The 26,183-nt window shown below is 58.5% G+C and carries 21 protein-coding genes, 6 tRNA genes and 2 other RNA genes; 19 read left to right on the plus strand and 10 right to left on the minus strand.

Annotated elements, in window-relative coordinates; translation table 11 throughout:
• Positions 1-53: 53 nt before the first annotated feature.
• The 12 genes from ACL2XP_RS06100 to ACL2XP_RS06155 all read left to right on the plus strand — a co-directional run bounded on the left by ACL2XP_RS06100 (position 54) and on the right by ACL2XP_RS06155 (position 13,950).
• Positions 54-845, plus strand: coding sequence for an ABC transporter permease (locus tag ACL2XP_RS06100; protein WP_413737693.1), 792 nt, complete (start codon positions 54-56; stop codon positions 843-845).
• A complete protein-coding gene (locus ACL2XP_RS06105; protein ID WP_413737694.1) occupies positions 842-1,837 on the plus strand; it encodes an ABC transporter ATP-binding protein in 996 nt (331 codons plus the stop codon). Before ACL2XP_RS06100 ends, ACL2XP_RS06105 begins: the two co-directional genes overlap by 4 nt.
• The gene (locus tag ACL2XP_RS06110; protein ID WP_413737695.1) at positions 1,831-2,841 is read left to right on the plus strand and encodes an ABC transporter ATP-binding protein; all 1,011 of its coding nucleotides are present in this window, start codon (positions 1,831-1,833) and stop codon (positions 2,839-2,841) included. Before ACL2XP_RS06105 ends, ACL2XP_RS06110 begins: the two co-directional genes overlap by 7 nt.
• A 12-nt stretch (positions 2,842-2,853) precedes the next feature.
• On the plus strand, positions 2,854-4,368 hold the full coding sequence (locus ACL2XP_RS06115) for an ABC transporter substrate-binding protein (RefSeq protein ID WP_413737697.1): 1,515 nt from the start codon (positions 2,854-2,856) through the stop codon (positions 4,366-4,368).
• 276 nt (positions 4,369-4,644) lie between these two features.
• Positions 4,645-6,030, plus strand: a complete 1,386-nt coding sequence (eat, locus tag ACL2XP_RS06120; protein ID WP_413737699.1) for an ethanolamine permease — start codon at positions 4,645-4,647, stop codon at positions 6,028-6,030.
• Between the two features lie 13 nt (positions 6,031-6,043).
• On the plus strand, positions 6,044-7,417 hold the full coding sequence (locus ACL2XP_RS06125) for an ethanolamine ammonia-lyase subunit EutB (RefSeq protein WP_413737700.1): 1,374 nt from the start codon (positions 6,044-6,046) through the stop codon (positions 7,415-7,417).
• 24 nt (positions 7,418-7,441) lie between these two features.
• A complete protein-coding gene (gene eutC, locus ACL2XP_RS06130; RefSeq protein ID WP_413737701.1) occupies positions 7,442-8,293 on the plus strand; it encodes an ethanolamine ammonia-lyase subunit EutC in 852 nt (283 codons plus the stop codon).
• Positions 8,294-8,372: 79 nt separating this feature from the next.
• Positions 8,373-9,110: a 4'-phosphopantetheinyl transferase family protein gene (locus ACL2XP_RS06135; RefSeq protein WP_413737702.1), complete on the plus strand. Its 738-nt coding sequence runs from the start codon at positions 8,373-8,375 to the stop codon at positions 9,108-9,110.
• A gap of 129 nt (positions 9,111-9,239) precedes the next feature.
• The gene (locus ACL2XP_RS06140) at positions 9,240-9,686 is read left to right on the plus strand and encodes a MarR family winged helix-turn-helix transcriptional regulator (RefSeq protein WP_413737704.1); all 447 of its coding nucleotides are present in this window, start codon (positions 9,240-9,242) and stop codon (positions 9,684-9,686) included.
• Between the two features lie 15 nt (positions 9,687-9,701).
• A complete protein-coding gene (locus ACL2XP_RS06145) occupies positions 9,702-11,165 on the plus strand; it encodes an efflux transporter outer membrane subunit (protein ID WP_413737705.1) in 1,464 nt (487 codons plus the stop codon).
• Positions 11,166-11,175: 10 nt separating this feature from the next.
• Entirely contained in the window at positions 11,176-12,414 is a 1,239-nt protein-coding gene (locus ACL2XP_RS06150) for an efflux RND transporter periplasmic adaptor subunit (RefSeq protein ID WP_413737706.1), read from the plus strand.
• A gap of 12 nt (positions 12,415-12,426) precedes the next feature.
• On the plus strand, positions 12,427-13,950 hold the full coding sequence (locus tag ACL2XP_RS06155) for a DHA2 family efflux MFS transporter permease subunit (protein WP_413737707.1): 1,524 nt from the start codon (positions 12,427-12,429) through the stop codon (positions 13,948-13,950).
• A gap of 18 nt (positions 13,951-13,968) precedes the next feature.
• Here the strand turns inward: ACL2XP_RS06155 and ACL2XP_RS06160 are convergent, their stop codons facing one another.
• On the minus strand, positions 13,969-14,889 hold the full coding sequence (locus ACL2XP_RS06160; RefSeq protein WP_413737708.1) for a LysR family transcriptional regulator: 921 nt from the start codon (positions 14,887-14,889) through the stop codon (positions 13,969-13,971).
• A 110-nt stretch (positions 14,890-14,999) separates the two neighbouring features.
• Between ACL2XP_RS06160 and ACL2XP_RS06165 the strand changes: the two genes are divergently transcribed.
• Positions 15,000-15,824 (plus strand): SDR family oxidoreductase, encoded by an 825-nt coding sequence (locus tag ACL2XP_RS06165; RefSeq protein WP_413737709.1) that lies wholly within the window; start codon positions 15,000-15,002, stop codon positions 15,822-15,824.
• Positions 15,825-15,887: 63 nt separating this feature from the next.
• On the opposite strand, the gene ACL2XP_RS06170 is transcribed toward ACL2XP_RS06165, so the two are convergent.
• Complete coding sequence (locus ACL2XP_RS06170) at positions 15,888-16,865, minus strand: alpha/beta hydrolase (RefSeq protein WP_413739099.1); 978 nt, start codon at positions 16,863-16,865, stop codon at positions 15,888-15,890.
• A gap of 399 nt (positions 16,866-17,264) precedes the next feature.
• Here ACL2XP_RS06170 and ACL2XP_RS06175 point away from each other — a divergent pair, with 399 nt between their 5' ends.
• Positions 17,265-18,038, plus strand: coding sequence for an AraC family transcriptional regulator (locus ACL2XP_RS06175; RefSeq protein ID WP_413737711.1), 774 nt, complete (start codon positions 17,265-17,267; stop codon positions 18,036-18,038).
• Positions 18,039-18,059: 21 nt separating this feature from the next.
• Here the strand turns inward: ACL2XP_RS06175 and leuA are convergent, their stop codons facing one another.
• On the minus strand, positions 18,060-19,724 hold the full coding sequence (leuA, locus tag ACL2XP_RS06180; protein WP_413737712.1) for a 2-isopropylmalate synthase: 1,665 nt from the start codon (positions 19,722-19,724) through the stop codon (positions 18,060-18,062).
• Positions 19,725-20,085: 361 nt separating this feature from the next.
• Here leuA and ACL2XP_RS06185 point away from each other — a divergent pair, with 361 nt between their 5' ends.
• Together ACL2XP_RS06185 and ACL2XP_RS06190 are read left to right on the plus strand one after the other, a co-directional pair.
• A complete protein-coding gene (locus tag ACL2XP_RS06185) occupies positions 20,086-20,832 on the plus strand; it encodes a metallophosphoesterase (protein WP_413737714.1) in 747 nt (248 codons plus the stop codon).
• A 279-nt stretch (positions 20,833-21,111) separates the two neighbouring features.
• Positions 21,112-21,861 carry an SDR family oxidoreductase gene (locus ACL2XP_RS06190; protein ID WP_413737715.1) on the plus strand — a complete coding sequence of 250 codons (750 nt, stop codon included), beginning with the start codon at positions 21,112-21,114 and terminating at the stop codon, positions 21,859-21,861.
• A gap of 117 nt (positions 21,862-21,978) precedes the next feature.
• Here ACL2XP_RS06190 and ACL2XP_RS06195 read toward each other — a convergent pair.
• The 6 genes from ACL2XP_RS06195 to ACL2XP_RS06220 all read right to left on the minus strand — a co-directional run bounded on the left by ACL2XP_RS06195 (position 21,979) and on the right by ACL2XP_RS06220 (position 22,742).
• Positions 21,979-22,105, minus strand: a non-coding RNA gene (locus ACL2XP_RS06195) — RtT sRNA.
• 44 nt (positions 22,106-22,149) lie between these two features.
• Positions 22,150-22,276: non-coding RNA, RtT sRNA (locus ACL2XP_RS06200), on the minus strand.
• 44 nt (positions 22,277-22,320) lie between these two features.
• Positions 22,321-22,396: transfer RNA gene (locus ACL2XP_RS06205), tRNA-Lys, on the minus strand.
• 17 nt (positions 22,397-22,413) lie between these two features.
• Positions 22,414-22,489, minus strand: a tRNA-Val gene (locus ACL2XP_RS06210).
• 41 nt (positions 22,490-22,530) lie between these two features.
• A tRNA-Val gene (locus ACL2XP_RS06215) sits at positions 22,531-22,606 on the minus strand.
• A gap of 60 nt (positions 22,607-22,666) precedes the next feature.
• A tRNA-Val gene (locus tag ACL2XP_RS06220) sits at positions 22,667-22,742 on the minus strand.
• A gap of 248 nt (positions 22,743-22,990) precedes the next feature.
• On the opposite strand from ACL2XP_RS06220, the gene gltX reads away from it, so the two are divergent.
• From gltX to ACL2XP_RS06235, 3 genes are all read left to right on the plus strand, one after another.
• Positions 22,991-24,397: a glutamate--tRNA ligase gene (gltX, locus tag ACL2XP_RS06225; RefSeq protein ID WP_413737717.1), complete on the plus strand. Its 1,407-nt coding sequence runs from the start codon at positions 22,991-22,993 to the stop codon at positions 24,395-24,397.
• 130 nt (positions 24,398-24,527) lie between these two features.
• Positions 24,528-24,603 (plus strand) — tRNA-Ala (locus tag ACL2XP_RS06230).
• A gap of 73 nt (positions 24,604-24,676) precedes the next feature.
• Positions 24,677-24,752 (plus strand) — tRNA-Ala (locus tag ACL2XP_RS06235).
• A 180-nt stretch (positions 24,753-24,932) separates the two neighbouring features.
• Here ACL2XP_RS06235 and ACL2XP_RS06240 read toward each other — a convergent pair.
• Positions 24,933-26,117 carry a NupC/NupG family nucleoside CNT transporter gene (locus ACL2XP_RS06240; protein WP_413737719.1) on the minus strand — a complete coding sequence of 395 codons (1,185 nt, stop codon included), beginning with the start codon at positions 26,115-26,117 and terminating at the stop codon, positions 24,933-24,935.
• Positions 26,118-26,183 lie beyond the last annotated feature (66 nt).

Here is a 26,183-nt window from a genome sequence, read left to right on the forward strand (position 1 = left end):
CCCTCCGGCGCGTTGGCGGCCGTTGGTCACCGCGCCGTTTTTTGCCGCGATCCATGGCGTTGCGCACCGGCGGCGCCATCGTCCTGCTCTGGTTGCTGCTGGCGGCGCTGGCGCCCTGGGCGGGGCCTTACGATCCCCTGTTCCAGGACCCGGCCGCGCGGCTGCTGGCGCCGGGCTGGCCGCATCTCTTCGGTACCGATAATTTTGGCCGCGATATTTTTTCCCGGGTGATCTGGGGCGCGCGCATCGATTTGCAAATTTGCCTGGTGGGCGTGATCTTCCCGTTTTTAATCGGCACCGTTATCGGCGCGTTTTCCGGTTATCTCGGCGGCCCCGTCGATGCGCTGATCATGCGCTGCATCGACATTGTGCTGGCCTTTCCCTTTTTGGTGCTGATGCTGTCGATCATCGCCATTATCGGCCCGGGGCTGGGCAGTTTTTATATCGCCATGGCGCTGGTGGGCTGGGTTTCTTACGCCCGGCTGGTGCGATCCCAGGTGCTGATCCTTAAACACAGCGATTTTATGCTGGCGGCGCGCAGTCTGGGGTTTAGCCACGGGCGCATCCTGTTCGCCCACCTATTGCCCAACGCGCTGACCGGGTCGGTGGTGTTCTCCATGTCGGACTGCGTACTGGTGCTGCTTAACGGCGCGGCGGTGAGCTATCTCGGCCTGGGAGTACAGCCGCCGGTGGCGGAGTGGGGCGTCATGATCGCCGAAGGGCAAAGTTTTATTACCACCGCCTGGTGGATCACCGCTTTTCCCGGGCTGGCCATTGTGTTGCTGGCGATGGGCTTTAGCCTGCTGGCCGACGGGCTGGGCGATAAATTGGGAGAACGGCCATGAAGGCGCCGCTGCTGAGGGTAAATAACCTGACCGTGGTCAACCGTCAGGACATCCGTTTGGTGGACAGCGTCTCTTTCTCCCTGGCGGCCGGCGAAATGCTGGGCCTGGTGGGCGAGAGCGGCTCCGGCAAGACCGTCACCTGCCGGGCGCTGATGCGCCTGCTGCCCGGCGAGGGGCTACGCCGGCACTCCGGCGAAGCCTGGCTGGGGCAGACCGATATCATGACCCTCGACGACCGGCGCATGACGCGGGTGCGCGGCCACCAGATGGGGATGATTTTCCAGAACCCCGCCAGCCATCTCAATCCGGTAATGACCATCGGCGGGCAAATCGCCGAGAGCCGCCGCGCCCATTTTGGCGCCGGGCGGCGGGAAGCCAGGGAAGCCGCCGTGGAATTGCTGCGCCAGGTGGGGATTCCCGATCCCCGCAAACGCATCGATCATTATCCCCATGAATTTTCCGGCGGCATGCGCCAGCGGGCCATGATCGCCGTCGCGCTGGCCTGCGAACCGAAAATTCTGATTGCCGACGAACCGACCACCGCGCTGGACGTCACGGTACAGGTGCAAATCCTGCGCTTACTGATGGATCTGCGCGATCGCCTCGGCCTGGCGATTATCATGATCACCCACGATCTCGGGGTCGTGGCGCAGACCTGCGACCGAATTGCGGTGATGTACGGCGGACGGCTGTGCGAAATCGGCGCCAAACGGCCGGTGCTGGCGCAGCCGCTGCATCCGTATACCCAGGGCTTGATTAACTGCCAGCCGGTTAGCGCCGGGGGCAGCGGCCGGTTGAAAACCATCCAGGGACAGCCGCCGTCCACCGGCGATTTCCCCTCCGGCTGCCGGTTCCATACCCGCTGCGCGCGGGCCGGCGACGTCTGCGCGGCGCAGCAGCCGCCGCTGTTGGCGTCGCGGGACGACCCGGCCCACGGCGCGGCCTGCCATTTCCCTTTACAACCGTTATCCCACCGGGAGGGGCAATGGTAAATAACGCCTATCCGCTACTGGAAGTCGATGACTTACAGGTATCGTTCCCGCTGTCCGGCGGTAATCCGCTGCGTCTTAACCGGCCGCGGCTGCATGCGGTCAACGGCGTGTCCCTGCGTATCCACCCCGGGGAAACCCTCGGCCTGGTGGGCGAGTCCGGCAGCGGTAAAAGCACCCTTGGACGCGCCATCCTGCAGTTGGAAAAAAGCACCGGCGGCAGCGTGCGGTTTGACGGCCGCAATATCACCCATGGCTTATCCAGCGATATCGCGCGCCTGCGCCGGCAAACGGCGATGATTTTCCAGGACCCGTACTCTTCGCTTAATCCCCGCCAAACCATCGGCGGCGGCATAGCCGAAGTGCTGCGGGTTCACCGCAAGGTGCCGGCGGCTGCGGTGGCGGCGCGGGTGGCCGAATTGCTGACGCTGGTGGGGCTGCGTCCGGAACAGGGGCGTTGCCGCCCGGGCGCCCTGAGCGGCGGACAGTGCCAGCGGGCCGGTATCGCCCGCGCGCTGGCGCTGGAGCCGCGGCTCATGGTGGCCGATGAATGCGTCGCGGCGCTGGATGTGTCCATTCAGGGGCAAATCATCAATTTGTTGATGGATCTGCGCGAGCGCATGGGGCTGGCGATCCTGTTTATCGCCCATGATTTGGCCATTGTGCGCCGGCTGTGCGACCGGGTGGCCGTGATGTACCTGGGGCGCATCGTGGAAGAAGGCCCGGCGGAGCAGGTGTTCCGCGTTCCGCGCCATCCTTATACCGCCGCGCTGGTGGCGGCCATTCCGGAAATCGACCCCGATTTGCCGCTGCCGGCCGATCCCTTGGCCGGGGAACCGCCCAGCCCCATCGCCATTCCCGCGGGGTGCGCTTTTCATCCCCGCTGCCGGTACGCCCGACCTACCTGCCGTACCGGCGCGATACCCGCTACCCGGCACATTGCCGATCATGCTTTTGCCTGTGTGCTGGACAGAACTACCGGCGAAGCCGTCCTTCCTTTTGACTGAGGTATGAGATCTATGAAACGTAAGCATTTTAACGTTGTGGCCGCCGGCGTATTGCTGGCGCTGAGTGCGGCAAGCCAGTTGGCCGAAGCCGCCGGGATACTGACCATCGGCCGGCGCGAGGACAGCACCACATTCGACCCGATTAAATCGGCGCAGAATGCCGATAACTGGGTGTTCTCCAATGTATTCGACGTGCTGGTGCGGGTAGACAAAAACGGCACCCGGCTGGAGCCGGGACTGGCGCAGAGCTGGGAGATTTCGCCGGACGGCAAGGTTTATACGTTTAAAATCCGCGCGGCCAAATTCTCGGACGGATCGCCGGTAACCGCCCAGGACGCGGTATTCAGCCTGTTGCGCATTCGTGATAACGAAGGCTCGCTGTGGCGCGATTCCTACAGCATTATCGATAAAGCCGAAGCGCCGGATGCCCAAACCCTGGTCGTTACCCTGAAAACGCCGTCGGCGCCGTTCCTGTCGCAGCTGGCCTTGCCGAACGTATCGGTACTGCCGGAGAAAATCGTCAAATCCATGGGCGAGGAGGCGTTTGCCGAAAAGCCCGTCGGTTCGGGGGCTTTCAGCGTTAAACAATGGACCCGGGGCGAAAAAGTGGAACTGGTGAAAAACCCCTATTTCTGGCAGGCGGACCGCGTCAAGCTCGACGGGGTGGATTGGCTGACCCTGCCCGATGACAATACCCGCATGCTGAAAGTGCAGGCGGGGGAACTGGACGCCGCGCTGTCGGTGCCGTTCTCGCGCATCACCTCGCTGCAAAAAGATCCTAATCTCGATGTGCACCTGGACCGCTCCACCCGCGAGGATCACCTGCTGATTAACCACGAACACGGCGCGCTGGCTAAAATAGAGGTGCGCCAGGCGCTGGATTTCGCCATCGATAAAAAGGCGATTGTCGATACCGTGACCTTTGGGTTCGGCCATATCGCCAACTCTTATATCCCGGAAGGGGCGCTGTTTCATTATGCGGATAACCTGCAGCGCCCGTACGATCCCGAAAAAGCCAAGCAAATGCTGAAAGCGGCCGGCGCCTCCGATCTCAAGCTGAACTATGTGGTGAATGCCGGCGACGAAGTGGACGAACAAATCGCCATTCTTTTGCAACAGCAATTGGCCAAGGCCGGTGTGACGGTAAACCTGCAAAAAGTCGACCCGAGCCAGAGCTGGGATATGCTGGTGGCGGGCGAATACGATATTTCGGTGATGTATTGGACCAACGATATCCTCGACCCGGACCAGAAAACCACCTTTGTGCTGGGGCATGACGCCAATATGAACTATATGACCCGTTATCATAACGAGCAGGTTAAATCCCTGGTCGCCGCGGCGCGCGTTGAAATGAATACCGCCAAACGCGAGCAGATGTATATCGAGCTGCAAAAAATGGCCAAGGCGGACGTTAACTGGGTGGATTTATATTACAGCCCGTACCGCAATGTCAGCCGCAAAAACATCAAGGATTTCTATCAGAACCCGCTGGGACGTTTTTCCCTGGAAGATACCCGGAAGCTGTAGTTGTCGGACCGTTGTTGGACAGTTGCCGGACTGCGCAATCACCGGGGCCGGCCGGCCCCGGTTTACCCCCGTTGCACCCGTAAGTCACAACCCTTGCCCATTCTTTGGATCGCTGCACCAAAACGGCCCTGGCCCGTACCGCAATGGCGGCCAATGGGGCGAAAAATCCCGCGATTCGCCTGATTTTACGGCTAAAACGGACCTTGAACCGACGAATATCAGTTTTGGTATGACCTTTGCACCTTTACAAATACTTACGCATCATAGGACCTCATCATGCTTGATAGTAAAGTGGCACCCGTGCTTAAACGCACCCTCGGCAGCTTCCATCTTTGGGGCATCGCGGTCGGCCTGGTTATTTCGGGCGAATATTTCGGCTGGAGCTACGGCTGGGCCCAGGCGGGCACGCTCGGGTTCCTGGTCACGGCGGTGGCGATAGCGGCCATGTATTGCGCCTTTATCTTTAGCTTTACCGAACTGACCACCTCCATTCCCCACGCGGGCGGCCCGTTTGCCTATGCCCACCGCGCCTTTGGCCCTACCGGGGGGTTTATCGCCGGTTTCGCCACCCTGGTGGAGTTTGTCTTTGCGCCGCCGGCGATCGCCATGGCCATCGGCGCCTATCTTAACGTCCAGTTCCCGGCGCTGGAGCCGCGCTGGGTGGCATTGGGCGCCTATCTGGTATTTATGGGGCTGAATATTCTCGGCGTCAGTATCGCCGCCACCTTCGAGCTGCTGGTCACCCTGCTGGCGATCTTCGAGCTGCTGGTATTTATGGGCGTGGTGGCGCCGGGGTTTGAATGGGCGAATTTTACCCGCGGCGGCTGGGCCGGCGCGGAACACTTCAGCGTCGGCGCGTTTTCCGGTATTTTCGCCGCCATTCCGTTTGCCATCTGGTTTTTCCTGGCCATCGAAGGCGCATCCATGGCGGCCGAAGAGGCCAAGGACCCGCAGCGCACCATTCCCCGCGCCTTTATCGGCGGCATCCTGACCTTAACGGTGCTGGCCCTTGGCGTTATGGCGTTTGCCGGCGGGGTGGGCGATTGGACCAAACTGGCCAATATCAACGATCCCTTGCCGCAGGCCATGAAAATTATCGTCGGCGGCAACAGCGGCTGGCTGCATATGCTGGTCTGGCTGGGGCTGTTTGGTCTGATCGCTTCATTCCACGGCATTATCATGGGTTATTCCCGCCAGATTTTTGCCCTGGCGCGTGCCGGCTATCTGCCTAAGCCCCTCTCACGGATCAACGCCCGTTTCCGTACGCCGCACCGGGCGATCCTCGCCGGCGGAGTGGTGGGCATCGCCGCTATTTTCTCCGACTCGCTGATTACCATCGGCGGGCAGCCGCTGACCGCCAATATCGTTACCATGTCGGTATTCGGTGCTATTGTAATGTATATCATATCCATGGCTTCGCTATTCAGGCTGCGCCGCCTGGAGCCCCGGCTGATCCGTCCGTTCCGCGCGCCGCTGTATCCGTTTGCCCCGGCGCTGGCGCTGGTGATGGCGGTAATTTGCCTGGTGGCGATGATTTACTACAACCAGCTATTGTTCCTGATCTTCGCCGCCATGATGCTACTGGGTTATGCCTATTTCCGCCTGACCCGCCATGCCCGCGACGCGGCGGCGCCGGACTCGCAATTGACGTTGACGGAGTAATCCCGGAGGGGCGATGTTTCAAGCCACATTAAGCCAGAACAGCTATCGTTTCGCCGATTTACGCGAACTGCTGGCCAAAGCGTCGCCGCCGCGCTCCGGCGACTACCTGGCCGGGGTGGCCGCCGCCAGCGCCGAGGAGCGCATGGCGGCGCGGATTGCGCTGGCGGATGTCCCGCTGCCGCTGTTTTTACAGCAGCCGCTGATTCCCTATGAAGATGATGAGGTGACGCGCCTGATTATCGACGGTCACGATACGGCGGCGTTCGCGCCGATCGCGCATTTGACCGTGGGGGATTTCCGCGACTGGCTGCTGTCCGAGCGCACCGACAGCGCCCGCCTGGCGCTGGTGGCGCCGGGGATTACGCCGGAGATGGCCGCGGCGGTAAGTAAAATCATGCGCAACCAGGACTTGATTCTGGTGGCGAAAAAATGCCGGGTTATCACCCGCTTTCGCAATACCATCGGCCTGCCCGGCCATATGAGCGTGCGGCTGCAGCCCAATCATCCCACCGACGATCTCAAGGGTATCGCCGCCAGCATGCTGGACGGGTTGCTGTACGGCAGCGGCGACGCGGTGATCGGCATCAATCCCGCCAGCGATAGCCTGCCGCTGCTGGAAAAGCTCAATTATATGCTGGATGACGTGATTAGCAGCTTTGAGATCCCCACCCAGTCCTGCGTGCTCACCCACGTCACCAACACCATTAAATTAATCGAACGCGGCGCGCCGGTGGATCTGGTGTTCCAATCCATTGCCGGTACCGAGGCGGCCAACGCCGGGTTCGGTATCAACCTGGCGTTGCTCGACGAAGCGCGGCAGGCGGCGTTAAGCCTTAATCGCGGCACCCTGGGCGATAACGTCATGTACTTCGAAACCGGTCAGGGCAGTTGCCTGTCGGCCAACGCCCACCACGGCGTGGACCAGCAGACCTGCGAAGCCCGGGCCTATGCCATTGCCCGGCGCTTCAAACCGCTGCTAATCAATACCGTGGTGGGTTTTATCGGTCCCGAATATCTCTATGACGGCAAACAGATTATCCGCGCCGGGCTGGAGGATCATTTTTGCGGCAAACTGCTGGGGGTGCCGCTGGGGTGCGATGTGTGTTACACCAACCACGCCGAGGCCGATCAGGACGATATGGATACGCTCCTGACGCTGCTGGCCGCCGCCGGGCTGACCTTTTTAATCGGCGTGCCGGGGGCGGATGATATTATGCTGAACTACCAAAGTACCTCGTTTCACGACGCGCTGTATGTGCGCGAACTGTTCGGTTTGCAACATGCCCCTGAATTCTCGGCCTGGCTGCAGCGCATGCAGATTATTGATTCCGACGGCCGGCTCAGGGACACGGGCAGCCAGCATCCGCTATTGCAGCATTTGACCTAGCGGGGCCACCTCCTGGAGCATAAAATGGATCAAAACGACAAGCCCTGCGCCGGTAAATTTCCAGTGGGCAATGTAATCCATACCAACCCGTGGGAAGGACTGCGGGAGTTTACCGCGGCGCGCATCGCCCTGGGCCGCGCCGGCGCCAGCATGCCGACGGCGGAAGTATTGAAATTCGGCCTGGCCCACGCCCAGGCGCGGGACGCGGTGCATCAGCCCTTCGATAGCGAAACCCTGGCGCGCCGGTTGGAGGAGGACGGGCTGGCCACCCTAACCGTGCACAGCGCGGCGCAAAACCGCGAAAGCTACCTGTGCCGGCCGGATTTGGGCCGCCGTCTCGGTGACGACAGCCGGCGGATGCTGGCGGATTATCCCGAGCGGCAGGCCGATATTTTGCTGGTGGTGGGGGACGGCCTGTCTTCGAAAGCGGTGCATCGCCAGGCGGTACCGTTTATCCGGGCATTCAGGCCGTATCTGGCGCTGCTGGGGCTGAAAATGGCGCCGGTGATCCTGGCCCATCAGTCGCGGGTCGCACTGGGGGATGATATCGGCGAATGCCTGCAGGCCAAGGCGGTGGCGATCTTGATCGGCGAGCGCCCCGGGTTATCGTCGCCGGACAGCCTGGGCATTTACTTTACCTGGGGCCCCCATACCCGGCGGCTGGAATCGGAGCGCAACTGTATTTCCAATATCCGCCCCGAGGGTCTCGATTACCCGCAGGCGGCCTTTAAGCTGGCCTGGCTGCTGGAACAGGCCAGGCAGCGTAAGCTTTCCGGCATCGAGCTGAAAGATGAAAGCGATAACCCGGCGCTGTATGGCCTGGTCAAGCCATTGTTTAATTCCGGCGACGCGGAGCGCCTGACCAAAAAATTGTGATTATACTTAGGGTAAGGTACTGGAACCCCAGTAGCGTAACGGCAGGATAGCCTGGCCCCGAGAAGGATAAATCACCATTATGAATCACCCGGTTTCCTGCATTCTGTCCCTGGAGGAGGGGCCGCCGTTCGGCCAGGCCGAACTGTTGGATGTGCTTATCCCGGCACGCGTCTGGTCTTGCCGCTTCGATACCGCCCTTTATCAGGATGCGGATTATCCCGCCGCCGGCGTAGCGCTGCCCCCGGCGATAGCAGGTTCTTCCATCAAACGCCGCGGGGAGTACCTGGCCGGGCGTATCGTCGCCGATCGGGTGTTGCGGGATTTGGGCTATCCCCGTTTCGATTTATTGCCGGGCGCGGACCGCGCGCCGACCTGGCCCGCGAGCGTGCAGGGCGCGCTGTCGCACCATACTTCCCGGGCGGTGTGCATTGGCTGGCGCCGGCCGCAGCGGGACGTGGCGGGCCTGGGCATTGATATCGAAACGCTGATTAGCGGACCGCGCACGCTGGAGCTGTGGCCCGGCATCATCACCGCGCAGGAGCATGCGCTGTTCGCTACCGTCGATCTGCCCTTTGCTGCCTGCCTGACCCTGGCTTTCTCGGCCAAGGAGAGCCTGTTTAAAGCCCTGTATCCCACGGTACAGCGTTATTTCGATTTTCTGGATGTGCAGGTGGCCCGGCTGGGCGATAGCCGCATTACCCTTGAATTGTTGGTTGAGCTGACGCCGCAATTGCCGGCGGGCATGCAGCTTGAGTGCGCTTATGCGCTGGCCGGGGATGAGGTTTTGACCGTTCTGGCGATCGGCGCCAACCCTTGATCCGGCCCCGCCCCGCGGTGCGCTTGGCCTGCGATAAGTGTAAATATTTGGTTACAAAATTGACTGTTGTTTACCTACATCCCCAGCAGTATAGTTCCCCGCCTAATAGCTGCCTAGGCAACCATCATTATGGACCACTTTTCTGATGATGATATTGAAACCGTCTTTAAATGGGGACGGCAGATTCATCGCTTGAATTGCTGCAAAGACCGTATTCTTGAACGGCACCTCGCAGCCTACGACATTACTGCGGCGCAATTCAAAGTCATGCTGCTGATGAACCGGGAAGGCATGACCACGTCGGCGGAGTTATGCCGCTGCATCATGTTGGATAGCGGTGCGATGTCGCGCATGCTCGATAGATTGGAAACCAAAGACATGATCAAACGGGTGCGCAGCACTACCGATCGGCGGCAATTTCATCTGGAACTGACCGCGAAGGGCCAGGAATTCTGCCGGCAAATCCCGTTGATCGCCAAAAAAGCTTTTAATGATTTATTACAACCATTTACCCCCGCTGAATTTAAAGAATTCGATCGCATGCTCACCAAGCTGCTGATCCATGCCGGTATTTAAGGAGTTAATTTCACTATGCCGCTGCGCATTCGTTTATTACCGCTGCTCTGTTCTTGCGTCCTGGCGGGCTGTGCTCTGCCTAATGGTTTACATACCGAAGGCCAAAAAATGGATGTCGCTAACCTGCATACCGAGCGCACGCTAAAGGCTAATACCCATTCCACCGCCAACTGGCCGGCGGCCGATTGGTGGAACACGCTGGGAGACCCGCAGCTTAACGCGCTGATCCGGCAGGCGCTGCAATCCAGCCCCGATCTCCAGGTGGCCGATGCCCGCGCCAGGCGCGCCAGCGCGTCGGTGCTGTCGGCGCAGGCCGATCGCATGCCGACGCTTAATGCCGACGCAGGCATTACCCGCCAGCGCTTGTCCAAGGTTGACGACCCCACCGGCCAGGGCGACAGATATGCCACCCTGCGCACGCTGTCGGCTGATTTTAATTATACCTTCGATTTATGGGGCGGCCAGCGGGCCGCCTGGGAAGCGGCGGTCGGACGGGCCAATGCCAGCGAAGTGGACCGGCAGGCGGCCAGGCTGACGCTTTCCGCCAATGTAGCGCGGGCGTATAACACCCTGGGCCAGGCCTGGGCGATGGAAGACCTGGCGCAAAAAGATCTGGAGCGCACCCGCACCATGCTTGACCTGGCGTCGAAGCGGCTGAATGCCGGACTGGACAGCAAGTTCCAGTACCAGCAGACCGAAAGCCTGGAAGCCTCGGCTGAAGCCTCGCTGACCGATGCGCAGCAGCAGGTGCGCGCCGCCAATATCAAGCTGGCGGTGTTAATGGGCCAGGGTCCGGACCAGACCCTGAATTTACCGCGCCCGCATCTGATCGCCCCCACGGCGGTCAGCCTGCCGCCGCGCCTGCCCGCCGAACTGCTGGGCCGCCGGCCGGATCTGGTGGCCGCGCGCTGGCGGGTGGAAGCGGCGAGCAAAGATATCAAGGTGAGCCGCACCGCCTTTTATCCCAATCTTAACCTGACCGCCGCCGCAGGAACCAAATCGCTGTTGGGCGACGCTTTCTTCGGTTCGCCCAGCCGCTATTTCTCCATCGGGCCGGCGCTGTCATTGCCGATTTTCGACGGCGGCCGCCTGCGCGCCGATCTGGCGGGCAGCAATGCCGATTATGACCTGGCGGTAGCCCAATATAACCAGTCGCTGGTCTCGGCGCTGGGGGATATCAGCGACGCCATTACCCGCCTGAGTTCGCTGGATACTCAGATTCAGCAGCAGATGCGCGCCCGGGATATTGCCAATGATTCCTGGGCCAATGCCATGCAGCGCTACAGCGCGGGCGTGGGTAACTATCTCGATGCTTTGAGCGTCGAGCAGCAATTGATCCAGGCCGAGCGCCAGTTGGCCAGCCTGAACGCCGATCGTACCGACACCGCGATTTTGCTGATGCAGGCGCTGGGCGGCGGCTTTCAATCATCCGTTTCTTCGAATGCCACGTCAGACGTGGCCGTGAACCAAGTACACTGAGAACTCTTTTATGGCTGAAAATTCCACTACTCAAGCAGCAGGCAACCAGGCCGGTCCGGCCAATCAACCGGCGACCCCACCGGCCAAGTCCGGTAAACGCAGGCTGCTGTTATTGATTTTATTGGCGGTTATTATTGTGGCCGCTATCGGTTTTGGCCTGTATTACTACTTCCATGGCCGCTTTTTTGAAAATACCGATGACGCCTATGTCACCGGCAACCTGGTGCAAATCACCCCGCAGGTAGCGGGTACGGTGACCGCCATTGCCGCCGATGACGGTGATTTCGTAAAACAGGGACAAGTCCTGGTGCGTCTTGACCCCAGCGATACCATCGTCAACCAGGAGAGCGCCGAGGCCAACCTGGCCAAGGTGGTGCGCCAGGTGCGCGGGCTGTATAGCAATGTGGATAACTACAAAGCCATGGTGGCCGCGAGCAAAATCCAGCTGCAACGGGCCAAGGACGATTATCAGCGGCGCGCCAGCCTGGCCCGCGACGGGGCGATCTCCCAAGAGGAGTTGTCCCATTCCCGCGACGCCCTGACCTCGGCGGAAACCTCGCTGACGTCATCGCAACAGCAATTGAGCACCACGTCCGCGCTGGTGGACGATACGACCATCAGTTCCCATCCGGATGTGAAAGCCGCCGCCGCGCAGCTGCGCCAGGCTTATCTGGATCATGTGCGCAGCACCCTGGTGGCGCCGGTAAGCGGCTATGTGGCGAAGCGTTCGGTACAGGTGGGCAGCCGCGTGCAGCCCGGCACCGCGCTAATGGCGGTGGTTCCCCTGGACCAAATCTGGATTGACGCCAACTTTAAAGAAACCCAACTGGTGAAAATGCGCATCGGCCAGCCGGTGGAGATCGATGCCGATCTCTACGGCGGCGACATTACCTATCGGGGCCGGGTGGAAAGCCTCGGCGTCGGTACCGGCAGCGCCTTCTCCCTCTTGCCGGCGCAAAACGCCAGCGGCAACTGGATCAAAATTGTCCAGCGGCTGCCGGTGCGTATCCGTCTGGAGCCGGATAATTTAGATAAATTCCCGCTGCGTATCGGTCTGTCCACCAACGTCACGGTAAACCTGCATAATCAGGATGGCCCGGTGCTGGCGGTCAATCCGCAAGAGCAGCCGCGTTTCGCCACCGATGTCTACGACCATCAACTGGTGGAAGCCGACAAGCTGGTGGAGCGCATTATCCATGAAAATGGCGAACAGGCCATGGCCGCCGGCCAGGGTAAAGGCAAAGAGTGATGCGGGGTCGCCATGAGTGAACAATCGTTTCGTCCACCCAGCCTGGTCCTGGCTACCATCGGACTGTCGCTGGCGACGTTTATGCAGGTGCTGGATACCACGATTGCCAATGTGGCGTTGCCTACCATCTCCGGCAACCTGGGCGTCAGCTCGGAGCAGGGGACCTGGGTTATTACCTCGTTTGCGGTATCCAACGCCATTGCGCTGCCGTTAACCGGCTGGATGTCCCGGCGCTTCGGCCAGACCCGGCTGTTTCTGGCCTCGGTCATCCTGTTTATTTTGACGTCATTTCTGTGCGGTATCTCGCAAAGTATGACTCAACTGGTGATTTTCCGGGCGCTGCAAGGGTTTTTCGCCGGGCCGCTGTATCCGATGGCCCAGACCCTGCTGTTATCGATTTATCCCGCCGCCAAGCGGGGTATGGCGCTGTCGCTGCTGGCCATGGTCACGGTGGTGGCGCCCATCGTCGGCCCGCTGGCGGGGGGCTGGATTACCGATAACTACACCTGGCCGTGGATCTTTTTTATCAACGTGCCGATCGGGATCTTCGCCGCCATGCTGGTCTTTGCGCAGCTTAAAGGGCGATCGGAGGTGGCCGAGCATCAGCCCATCGATTATATCGGACTGGGGCTGCTGGTGGTGGGCGTCGGGCTGCTGCAGGTGGTGCTGGATAAAGGCAACGACCTCGACTGGTTCAGCTCCAATTTTATTATCATCGGGGCGCTGATCGCCGCTATCGCGCTGACGGCATTGGTGATCTGGGAATTTACCGATAAGCATCCCATCGTCAACCTGCGGTTGTTCAGGTACCGGAACTTCTCGTTTGGCACCCTGGCGCTGGTGCTGGGCTATTCGGGGTTTTTCGGCATCAACCTGTTGCTGCCGCAGTGGCTGCAAACCCAATTGGGTTATACCCCGGTCTGGGCCGGGCTGGCCGCGGCGCCCATCGGGATTTTACCGGTCTTTATGTCGCCGCTGGTGGGACGATATGCCCATAAGTTCGACCTGCGGCTGCTGGCGGGCGGCTCCTTCCTGGTGATCGGCGTCAGCTGCTTTATGCGCGCCGATTTCACCACCCAGGTGGATTATTATCATATTGCGATGATCCAGGGCTTTATGGGGATTGGCGTGGCGCTGTTTTTTATGCCGACCACCAGTATCCTGCTCTCTAGCCTGTCGCCAAGGGAGATTGCCGACGGATCGGGACTGGCAACCTTCCTGCGCGTATTGGGCGGCAGTTTTGCCTCTTCGTTAACCACCTGGATTTGGCAACGGCGTGAAATTTTCCACCATGCGCAGTTGACGGAAAACATCACGCCCTACAGCGCCAATACCCAGGAGTATATCGCCGGGCTGGGGGGCGCCAGCCAGACCACCATGGCGCAACTGGATAAGCTGGTGGAAAGCCAGGCGTATATGCTCTCCACCATTGACTACTTTACCCTGCTGGGCTGGATGTTTTTTGCCCTGATCCTGGTTATCTGGCTGGCGAAACCGCCGTTCAGCGCCCAGGGCGGCGGCGGCGGGGGGCACTAACGTCATTGCGCGCATTCTTCATGGCGGCGTCCGGGCGTCGCCATGACTTGCCATGACTTCACGGATAAGATCGATAAACATGCGTAAACCGGCCGGCACCAGCCGGTGTCCCGGATAATACAGGCGCAGCCCCGCAAACCGCGGACACCAGTCTTCCAATACCGGCGACAGCGCGCCGGACAACAGATAGGGCGCCGCCGCCGATTCACTCACCCAGGCCAGACCGGCGCCCGCCAGGGCGGCGTCGATCATCAGCGGCTGGTTATCCAGCGTCAGCGGGCCGCTCACATTCACCACCCGCTTTTCGCCCCGTCGTTCAAATTGCCAATGCAGCGGCGCGCCGCTGGGTAGCAGGCTGCGCAGGCAGCGGTGCCGGACAAGTTCGCCTGGCTCCTGCGGACGGCCGTATAAGGCAAAATACGCCGGCGCGCCCACCACCAGAAAACGCAGCGGCGGCGAGCAGGGCACGGCAATCATATCCAGCGGCACGCTTTCCGCCAGCCGGATGCCGGCGTCGAAGCCCTCGGCGACGATATCCACCAGCCGGCCGTCGGCCACGATCTCCACCGTCATATCGGGATAACGGCGCAAAAATTCCAGCACGATCGGCCGCAGGATCATCCTGGCCGCCGCTTCGGCGGTATTGAGCCGCAGGCGCCCGGACGGCGTCAGGCGAAACCGGTTGACGCCCTCCATGGCCGCATCGATTTCATTGAGCGCCGGGCGCACCCGGTTTAGCAATTGTTCGCCAGCCTGGGATAACGAAACGCTGCGGGTGGTGCGGTTAAACAGACGCACCCCCAGACGGCTTTCCAGCGTCGCCACCCGGTGGCTAAGCGCCGACGGTGAGATGCCGAGCTGGCTGGCGGCCTGACGGAAACTGCCGGCCGACGCCACCGCGTCTATAGCCTGCAGTTCGAACAATGCCGTATTCTTCATTGTGCTATTTCCTGCATCAAATCATGTCAAACTAGGCCTATTGTTGCATGCTTTCAACGGATTTATGCTGGCCGCAGGCATTCACGCCTTTCCAACGGAGTCTGTCACCCATGGCAAAAACCCTGCTCATCACCGGCACCTCTTCCGGCATCGGCCTGGCCGCCGCCGGCTATTTTGCCGATCAAGGCTGGAACGTGGTCGCCACGCTACGCCACCCGCAGCCGGAATCCCCGCTGGCCGGGCGCGATAATATCTTGCTGACCAGGCTCGATGTGGAGGATGCGCACAGCATCGGCGACGCCATCGACGCCGGCATGCAACGCTTTGGCGCTATCGACGCGCTGGTCAATAACGCCGGCTTCGGCCAGTTCGGACTGTTTGAGGCCGTGACCGAGGCCCAGATCCAGCGGCAGTTCGCCGTCAACGTTTTCGGAGTCATGGCGGTGACACGGGCGCTATTGCCCCATTTTCGCCGCCAGGGCAGCGGTACTGTTATCAATCTCAGTTCCGGCGCCGGCCTGTTCACCCTGCCGATGATTTCGCTTTATTGCGCCAGTAAATTTGCCCTGGAGGGGTTTAGCGAAGCGCTGGCCTATGAGCTGGCGGCGGTGGGCATCGGCGTAAAACTGGTTATCCCGCACGGCGGCGTGACGGAAACCCGATTTGTCGAGCGCCAGGGCGAATATCAAGCCCAGGATAAAGGATTAACCGATTACGCGCTTTTTATCGCCAAGACGCAGCGGGCATTTGCCGCGCTGGGCGCGGCCAGGACCATCAGTGCGCTGGATGTGGCCAAGGTTATCCATGAGGCGGCCACCGATGGGTCGGATCGTTTGCGTTATCTGATCGGGGACGATAGCCGAGGATTTATCCGCGCCCGGCGCGAATTGCCCGAGGATGAGTATATTGCTTTTATGCGGGAAAGATTTTGCTGACAGCCCGGCTGCGGATAACGCAAAGGGAGCCATCAGGCTCCCGGGTGGTCATCAACGGAGTGCTTATTGCAGGTGGGTTTTCAGTTCGGTGGCGGCTTGCAGTACCTGGGCGCGAACGGCCGGCACCTGGCTCAACGGGTTCAGTAAACCGAAGTCATGGATCATGCCGTTATAGCGGGTCACGGTGACGTCCACGCCGGCGCCGTCGAGCTTGCGGCCATAAGCTTCACCTTCGTCGCGCAGGACGTCCAGCTCGGCGGTCTGGATCAAGGTCGGCGGCAGGCCTTTCAACTGCGCAGCGGTCGCCAGCAGCGGGGAGGTATGGATATCCTTGCGCTGCGCCTCATCTTTGGTATAGGCATCCCAGAACCACTTCATCATATTACGGGTCAGGAAATGATCTTTGGCAAAAGTCTTGTATGAGCCGGTCTCAAAATCGGCGTTGGTCACCGGCCACATCAGGGCTTCGAAGCGGATTTTCGGCGCGCCTTGTTCTTTGGCCATCAGCGCGACCACGGTGGCCATATTACCGCCGACGCTATTGCCGGCGACGGCAAGGCGCGAGCCGTCCACGCCGATTTCATCACCATGCTCCGCTACCCAGCGGGTGGCGGCATAAGCCTGGTTGATGGCGACCGGGTAATGCGCTTCGGGGGACGGGGTGTAGTTGACGAACACCGCGGCCGCACCGGATTCCACGACTAAATCACGTACCAGGCGTTCATGGGTGGGGAAATCCCCGAGTATCCAGCCGCCGCCGTGGAAAAACATAAATACCGGCAAGGTGCCGGTGGCGCCCTGCGGTTTAACGATGGTCAGGGCGATTTCCTTGCCGTCCGCGGTGATGGTTTTGTTGCTCACATCAGCCGCCGGCAGTTTGGCATTGGCCTGGGCATCGGTTAATACCTGGCGCGCATCCTTGGGGGAGAGTTGTTCCATGGGCTTGCCGCCGGAACTGTTCAGGGCGTTCAGGAACGCCTGCACCTGACGATCGGCGGCCGGGACCGGGGTAGCGGCGGCAAACGCGTTGCTCATACCCATGGTTAACAGCGAAGCGGTAAACATAGTGGTTAATTTGCTCATGGTGATATTCCTTAGATTAATAAAAGCGTTCGCCGCGGCGAATGCGGGTAGTTAATTTATCGAGCTATTAAATAGTGTGCTATTTAATTACCGATAAGATTGCTCCAAAACTTTAGCACATGTCCGGCATCGTGCTTTTCCGCCGGGTGAATTTGCTGCGCGTTCCGTGGAGGTAAATGTATATTTATCGCTATTAAATAGCAAGCTATTTAATAGTTAAATATTTAATTTTTTTGCTTTATGATATAAATCAAGCAAATAAAAGTTGTTAGCCACCAGCCCTGCATGGCATAAAGAGGCTATGGACGGATATACCGTCCACCGTTGATAGGCTTTAACGCGTAACGGGCAGGCAGCATGTTATATGAAAATGATTTTTTCCTACAGCAACGCGCGGTAATCCCGTACGCCAGGGATTATGCCCATGGCGAACAAGAGCCCATGCACCGCCACCAATGCGCGCAATTGGTGCATATACTTACCGGCGTCGTCACGGTGGAAACCCGCCAGGGCTGCTGGGTGGCGCCCCCCGGCCGCGGGGTGTGGCTGCCGGCCAAAACGGACCATCAATTAACCTTTACCGGCGCGGTGGCCGCGCGCACGCTGTTTATCGATCCCCTGGCGCGCGCCGATTTGCCCGCGCGCTGTCAGGTGGTGCAGGTTTCCCCTCTGCTGCGCGAGCTGATTAATGCCGCATTGACCATTACGGAGGCGGAGCTCGCCGGTACCCGCGCGCAGCGCGTTATCGAATTGATACTTGATGAAATCCGCACCTTGCCCATGTTGCCGCTGCATTTACCGCAGCCGCGGGAGCCAATGATGCTGGAATTAAGCCGGCGTATCCAGCGGCAACCGGGGGCCCTGTGGGAGCTTGCGCGCACCGCCGTGGAATTGAATATGAGCAGCCGGACCCTGGCGCGGCGTTTCCAGGCGGAAACCGGCCTGCGTTTCAGCGATTGGGTGCGGCGGGCCAGATTACTTGCGGCCCTGGATTACCTGGCGCAGGGAAAGCCGGTAACCCAGGTCGCGCTGGAATTGGGCTATGACAATCCCAGCGCTTTCAGCGCGATGTTTCGCCGTACGCTGGGGGTGGCGCCCAGCGATTATTTTGGCGGTCAGGGCGGCGCATAAGCGGGACGACAAAGGATGGCGTCAGCTCAGCAGGCTGCCCGCGATGTTAAACAGCGCTTGCAGGGACGCGCTGGCGGAGTCATTGTCGATGCCCACGCCGCAAACCGTGCGCTCGGACTCATAAGCGCAGCGCAGGTACGCTACCGCGCGGCTGTCGCTTTGCTGGCCGAGGGCGTGTTCCTGGTAATCGAGAATGGTAAGATTGATTGCCCACTCGCGGCGCAGCGCGTCCACCGCCCCCGAAAGCAGGCCATTACCGCTCCCCCGCAGATTGAATTCCCGGTCGCCGAATTTTACCGTGGCGCTGAAATTATGCTGGTTATCCCCGCCCTGATTTTCGTAGCGAATCAGTGTCATCAGCGCGGTCGTCGACAGGCCGTAGCGCTGGCGAAACAAATTCCACACATCGGCCTGGGAAAGCTCTTTGCTGGATTCGTCCGTGGCCGATTGCACCGCCTGGCTGAAATCTACCTGCAGCCAGCGGGGCAGATGCAGGCCGTGGTTCTGCTCCAGCAGCCAAGCGGCGCCGCTTTTGCCCGATTGGCTATTCACGCGGATAATGGCTTCATAGGTGCAACCCACATCCGCCGGGTCCAGGGGCAGGTAGGGTACGCGCCAGCGGCTTTCCGTGGATTGGGCGCGTGCGGCAAATCCTTTTTTGATGGCGTCCTGGTGCGAGCCGGAAAAGGCGGTGAATACCAGCTCGCCGGCATAAGGATGACGGGGATGCACCGGCAATTGATTGCATTGTTCTACGACGTCCACTACCTGTTTCAAGCGGCTGAAATCCAAACCCGGCGCAATGCCTTGGGTATAGAGATTCAGCGCCAGGGTTACCAGATCCACATTGCCGGTACGTTCGCCGTTGCCGAACAGGCAGCCCTCGACGCGATCCGCGCCGGCCAGCATAGCCAGTTCGGCGCAGGCCACCCCGGTTCCGCGGTCGTTATGGGGGTGAACGCTGATGCATACCTGGTTTCGCCGGCTGAAATGGCGGCAAAACCATTCGATCTGATCGGCATAGATATTGGGGGTGCTGACTTCCACGGTGGCGGGCAGGTTGATAATCATGGGCCGCCGATCGTCCGGTTCCCAGACGTCGGCCACCGCTTCGCAAATACTCAGCGCAAAGTCGAGCTCGGTAAAACAGAATGTTTCCGGCGAATATTCAAAGGTCCATTGGGTTTCGTGCTGCTGCTCGCATAACTGGCGGATTTGCCTGGCGCCCGCCACCGCCAGCGCAATGGTGGCGGCTTTATCCTGCCGGAAAACCAGTTCGCGAAATACCGGCGCGGTGGCGTTATACAAATGAACAATGGCCCGCGGCACCCCCGCCAACGCCTCCATGGTCCGCTCGATCAAATCGGGGCGGGAGGGCGTCAGGACCTGAATGGCGACATCGGACGGGATGGCCTTTTCCGTTATTAATGCACGGACAAAATTAAAGTCGGTCTGCGAGGCCGAGGGAAATGCCACTTCGATTTCTTTAAAGCCGCACTGCAATAGCAGATCCCAGAACAGCCGCTTACGCGCATTGTCCATGGGTTCGGCCAGCGACTGGTTGCCATCTCGCAAATCGCTTGAGCACCAGCGCGGCGCGATGAGTTGCTGCCGGGACGGCCACTGGCGATCGTCAAGTTTGACCGGAGGGAAGGGGGTATATTTTGTTGCAGGTTCAGCTAACATAAGCGACTCCGACGGTAAAATCAGACTTGAGTATGCTCGGCGCCGGTGCGCCATGCCGCCCGGTAAATGACAACCATGGCGGTAAAACGGACAAAATCGGACTTGCCGGAAAGATATTTTTGCCAGCCGCAGATCGTGCGGGACGGCTCGGTCGTTGGCCTCGCCCTGCGTACAGTTGCTTTAGGCCGCAAAAATCATCCCGTTACGGAGCGCCAGGTCTCCAGGCCGGGATATAGGCGTAGTGAGGAGCATGGCTCACTTATTATTCCATTCACCTTAGCCATAGCTGCAAAGCAGGCCCATCGGGGTTGCTTGACATGGAATTGCTTAACATCGTTTTGCATAACAACAGGAGGCACTCGTGATTATCGCTCAGGTCTCGGATATTCATGCCGCACCCGACAATGACAACCTGTCCAGGCTTGACCGCGCCCTGGCGTGGATCGATCTAATTGAACCTGACGCCCTGGTCCTCACCGGCGATTTGATCGATAACGACTGGTTCGACGGCTACGAAACCATTGCGGCCCGCCTGGATAAGAGACCTTATCCTGCATTCATCCTGCCGGGTAATTCCGATAACTGTGCATTGATGCGTTCCATTTTGGGCTGTAGTTATTGGAATGGCAACGGGTACGGCGACCGTTCGGGAGCATTGCATTTTGTGGCGGATATAAATGATATTCGCCTCATCGGACTTGATTCAACCGTCGCGGGCGCTTCTGCCGGTAAAGTGATTGAACACCTTCCTTGGCTGGAGGAAACCCTGTCCACTGAAGGTCCTGCAACGTCAATGCTGTTTCTGCATCATCACGTATTCCAAAGCGGCATCCTTCCCATGGATCAAATCATGTGTCGCGAATCGGTGAAGTTTGGCGAACAGTTGCGAAACAATCCGCGCCGGCCAATCGCCATAGCGACAGGACACGTTCACCGACCCGTGGCGGGCACCCTGGCGGGGATACCCGCGTATATTTGCGGTTCCATTTGCCCCGCAAACCCCATGTGGTTTGGAGCGACGGCGGTTCCCCCCGCCAACGACCCGCCGTCGTTCATGATCCATCGTTTTATCAACGGTTCCCTGGTTAGCCACCATATTTCCGTTTAATCCTATGCCGCCACCGCTTGCGTAACCGCTTGAAGGCTCGCCCTGCGGGCCAGCGCGGGGCGCTGTTCAAAACCCCGCCTGGTTTTGTCGAATCCGGCGCGACATGTGTGTTCCTTGTAGTGCTAGGCTTGTCGTTGGGGCCAGTTGTTGGCGGCGCCATTAGAGTCGTGGGTAACGGGGGATTCATCGTGATGGCCTTATTTTGTCGAGTAATGCGGTCTAGTCATTACGGCGTTGATGTTTTTGAACAAAAATAAACCTGCGGGTGGGAAACACTATATGAAAAATAAAATCACTCTGATAACCGGTGGAGACCGCGGTATTGGTCGCGCAACCGCACTATGCCTGGCAAGCAAGGGACATAAAGTTTGTATCGGCTATCACACGCGCGAAGAGTGCGCGCAAGAGGTGGTTGACAGAATTCACCACAGCGGCGGTGAAGCTATTGCCGTGCAGGCCGATATTTCCCAGGAAGAACAGGTCGTGGAGCTTTTTTTACAAATAGATAAAAGGATTGGACCTGTCTCTGGGTTAGTGAATAACGCAGGAATGCTGATGCCCCAAGCCTCCATAGAACAACTAAATACTGAACGGCTGGCAACGCTGTTTGCCACAAATGTCAGCGGCAGCTTTATCTGCGCACGCGAGGCGGTAAAGCGTATGGCGTGGCGTCATGGTGGGCAGGGAGGGGCGATTGTTAACGTATCTTCGGCGGCATCCCGGCTCGGTTCCCCCCATGAATATATCGATTACGCTGCTTCAAAGGGGGCTATTGATACCCTAACCATCGGTTTGTCTCTGGAAGTGGCAGCCCAGGGCATTCGTGTAAATGCCGTTCGCCCTGGATTTATATATACCGGGATGCATGCCGACGGTGGTGAGGCAGGGCGGGTTGACCGAGTAAAACAACATCTGCCGATGCAACGTGGAGGCCAACCGGAAGAGGTCGCTCAGGCTATCGCGTGGTTGTTATCTGATGAGGCATCGTATGTAACAGGTAGTTTTATTGATTTAGCCGGAGGAAAGTGACGGGCCCAGGATATCAAAGCGCCTGAAGATCTCGGCCCATTTTTGTCACATCCGGCACGACAAGTGCGTTCTGTGAGTTCTGTATTAGGATTGTAAAGGGGAGAATATCTTTGAAAGTGGTGGGTCGTGCAGGATGACTCGGCCGTTGGCCTCGCCCTGCGGGTCGTTGCCGTGCGGCAACGCTGTCTCGCAAAGCTCGACTCGTACCTGCGCAGGTTCAAATCCGGCACGACAAGTGCGTTCTGTGAGTTCTGTATTAGGATTTAAAAGGGGAGGGATCTTTGAAAGTGGTGGGTCGTGCAGGATGACTCGGCCGTTGGCCTCGCCCTGCGGGTCGTTGCCGTGCGGCAACGCTGTCTCGCAAAGCTCGACTTGAACCTGCGCAGGTTCAAATCCGGCACGACAAGTGCGTTCTGTGAGTTCTGTATTAGGATTTAAAAGGGGAGGGATCTTTGAAAGTGGTGGGTCGTGCAGGATTCGAACCTGCGACCAATTGATTAAAAGTCAACTGCTCTACCAACTGAGCTAACGACCCACTTAAAAGATCAGAAATGGTGGGTGATGACGGGATCGAACCGCCGACCCTCTCCTTGTAAGGGAGATGCTCTCCCAGCTGAGCTAATCACCCATTTCTGAAAACGAACATCAAAACAATACCGACTCAAGAAGTGGTGGGTGATGACGGGATCGAACCGCCGACCCTCTCCTTGTAAGGGAGATGCTCTCCCAGCTGAGCTAATCACCCACTTCTTACAGCGTATTACTTCTATTTCTCACAGCGGAGCCACTTTTTTAAAAAAGAAAGTGGTGGGTGATGACGGGATCGAACCGCCGACCCTCTCCTTGTAAGGGAGATGCTCTCCCAGCTGAGCTAATCACCCCGCCGTGTGGAGTCGCATTATAGGGATACTGCAAAGTGAGTCAACGATTTTTCCAAGCAAAAAGTGTGTTCGTCGTAAAATTAAACAAGATGGGAAGATTTGCGCCGCTTTTAACGGTAAAAAGAGCAGCAAAAGTGGAACAGCGTTGAGGAATCGGAATGGAGTGGTAGAATATTGTCCTCTTTTTATAACCGGCCGGGAGCCATTCTCCCGACTGTCAGCCATGCGTAATTAAGGCAGTGTTCCCGATGAAAATTAAAACCCGTTTCGCGCCCAGCCCCACCGGCTATCTTCACGTCGGCGGCGCCCGTACCGCTTTATATTCATGGCTGTTCGCCCGCAGCCAGGGCGGTGAGTTCGTATTGCGTATCGAGGATACCGATCTGGAACGCTCCACCCAAGAGGCGATCAACGCCATCATGGACGGGATGAACTGGCTGAACCTGGATTGGGATGAAGGCCCGTACTACCAGACCAAGCGTTTCGATCGTTATAACGGCGTCATCGACGAGATGCTGCAACAGGGCACCGCCTATAAATGCTACTGTTCCAAAGAGCGGCTGGAAGCGCTGCGCGAACGGCAAATGGCTAACGGCGAGAAACCCCGCTACGACGGACATTGCCGCCACAATCATCATCAGCACGGCGACGACGAGCCTTGCGTGGTGCGCTTTGCCAATCCGCAGGAAGGCTCGGTGATCTTCGATGATAAAATCCGCGGCCCGATCGAATTCAGCAACCAGGAGCTGGATGATTTAATCATCCGCCGCACCGACGGTTCGCCGACCTATAATTTCTGCGTGGTGGTAGACGACTGGGATATGCAAATTACCCACGTCATCCGCGGCGAAGACCATATCAACAATACGCCGCGCCAAATCAATATCCTCAAGGCGCTGGGCGCCCCGGTGCCGGAATATGCCCACGTATCGATGATCCTGGGCGACGACGGCAAAAAACTGTCCAAGCGCCACGGCGCGGTCGGCGTTATGCAATACCGGGACGATGGGTTCCTGCCGGAAGCCTTGCTCAACTATCTGGTGCGCCTGGGCTGGTCCCATGGCGATCAGGAAATCTTCTCCATTGAAGAAATGAAGCAGATGTTCACCCTGGAAGATATCAGCAAATCCGCCAGTGCGTTTAACACCGAAAAGCTGCTGTGGCTCAACCACCATTACATTAACCATCTGCCGCCGGAATATGTCGCCACGCACCTGGTCTGGCACATGGAACAGCAGGGCATCGACACCCGCAACGGCCCGCAATTGGTCGAACTGGTGAAGCTGCTGGGGGATCGGTGCAAGACGCTAAAAGAAATGGCCGAGTCCTGCCACTATCTCTATCAGGATTTCGACAGCTTTGATGCCGACGCGGCTAAAAAACATCTGCGTCTGGTGGCTCGCGAGCCGCTGGAACTGGTGCGCGGCAAACTGGCCGCCTTGAAAGAATGGACGCCCGAGCAGGTGCATGAAGCCATTGAGCAAACGGCGGCGGAGCTGGGCGTCGGCATGGGTAAAGTCGGCATGCCGCTGCGGGTTGCCGTTACCGGCGCGGGCCAATCCCCGGCCCTGGACGTTACCGTGCATGCGGTCGGCCAATCGCGCTCGCTGGCGCGTATTGATATGGCATTGGCATTTATTGCGCAACGGGCCTGATTATCCTGACCTGAGCCGCTGATTTGGCGGCTTTTTCAGCGTTTGATGCGTTTAATTCATTTAGCCGTTGACACTGTTTGCCGGGTTTCATATCATGCGCCCCGTCCACCAGATATGATATGTCAGGAACGGGGCTATAGCTCAGCTGGGAGAGCGCTTGCATGGCATGCAAGAGGTCAGCGGTTCGATCCCGCTTAGCTCCACCAATCACCAGGTTGGTACCATTAAATTGGTCAGGCATATCGGTTGTATCGGCGGGCGTGGCAATAATAGCATCTTGGGGCTATAGCTCAGCTGGGAGAGCGCTTGCATGGCATGCAAGAGGTCAGCGGTTCGATCCCGCTTAGCTCCACCAAATTAGAAAAAACCGGCTCCGGCCGGTTTTTTTGTGCCTGTCATTCATTCCCACCGCCGGCTTATCCCCGTCACGTTTTTCCCGGCGGGCGCCAGCATGCCAGCATAAAAAAAGGGCCAGGTTGCCCTGACCCCAACCGGCCCGCGGGCCTTCAACGATAACGATAAGCAAATCGCCGGGTTAAAGTACCAGGCCGGCTATGGAAGCGGATAAGATACTGACCAGCGTGGAGCCATACACCAGTTTAAGGCCAAAACGCGATACCACGTTGCCCTGGTGTTCGTTGAGCCCTTTAATCGCCCCGGCGACAATGCCGATGGACGAAAAGTTGGCAAATGAGACCAGGAATACCGACAGGATGCCAACCGAGTGCGCGGACAATTGGCCGGCGACTTTTTGTAAGTCCATCATGGCGACAAATTCATTTGATACCAGTTTGGTGGCCATAATGCTGCCGACGCGTAATGCTTCGTCACCCTGCACGCCCATAATGCGGGCGAAGGGATAAAATATATAACCCAAAATGCCCTGGAAGCTGATACCGAATATCATGCTGAACAGCGCATTGACCGCGGCGATAATAGCAATAAAGCCGATTAACATGGCCGCTACGATAATAGCCACCCTGAAACCCGCCAGAATATATTCGCCGAGCATTTCAAAGAAGCTTTGCCCTTCGTGCAGGTTGCTCATCTGCAACTCTTCTTCTTTTTCCACCTGGTAGGGGTTGATCAATGACAGCACAATAAATGTACTAAACATATTGAGCACCAGCGCGGCCACCACGTACCGGGGTTCCAGCATGGTCATATACGCGCCAACGATGGACATGGATACCGTGGACATCGCCGTGGCCGCCATGGTGTACATGCGGCGTTCGGACATTTTGCCGAGGATATCTTTATAAGCGATAAAGTTTTCCGATTGCCCCAAAATCAATGAGCTGACGGCATTGAAAGATTCAAGCTTGCCCATGCCGTTAACTTTGGATAACAAGGTACCGATAATACGGATAATAAATGGCAGTACCCGAATATGCTGTAAAATGCCGATTAATGCCGAGATAAACACGATGGGGCATAAAACGTTCAAGAAAAAGAATGCCAAACCCTGCTTGTTCATATTACCGAAAACAAAGCCGGTCCCTTCGGCGGCAAAACCTAATAATTTATCAAAAAGTGCTGAGAAGCCCTGTACGAATCCTAAGCCGATTTGCGAGTTGAGGAAAAAATAAGCAAGCAGGACTTCAATAACCAACAATTGAACGACAAAACGGAGCCTGATTTTTTTACGATCGTGGCTGACTAATAACGCCAAGATTGCCACTACGGCAAGCGCGAGGACGAAATGAAAAATCCGGGACATAGATGCTCCAATTATGAGGCAGGCAGTAATTCGCCGCTCATTCTATGTAACGGCCCGGCCAAAAAC

This window comes from Sodalis sp. RH21, assembly GCF_047324175.1.
Taxonomy (GTDB): Bacteria; Pseudomonadota; Gammaproteobacteria; order Enterobacterales; family Enterobacteriaceae; genus Acerihabitans.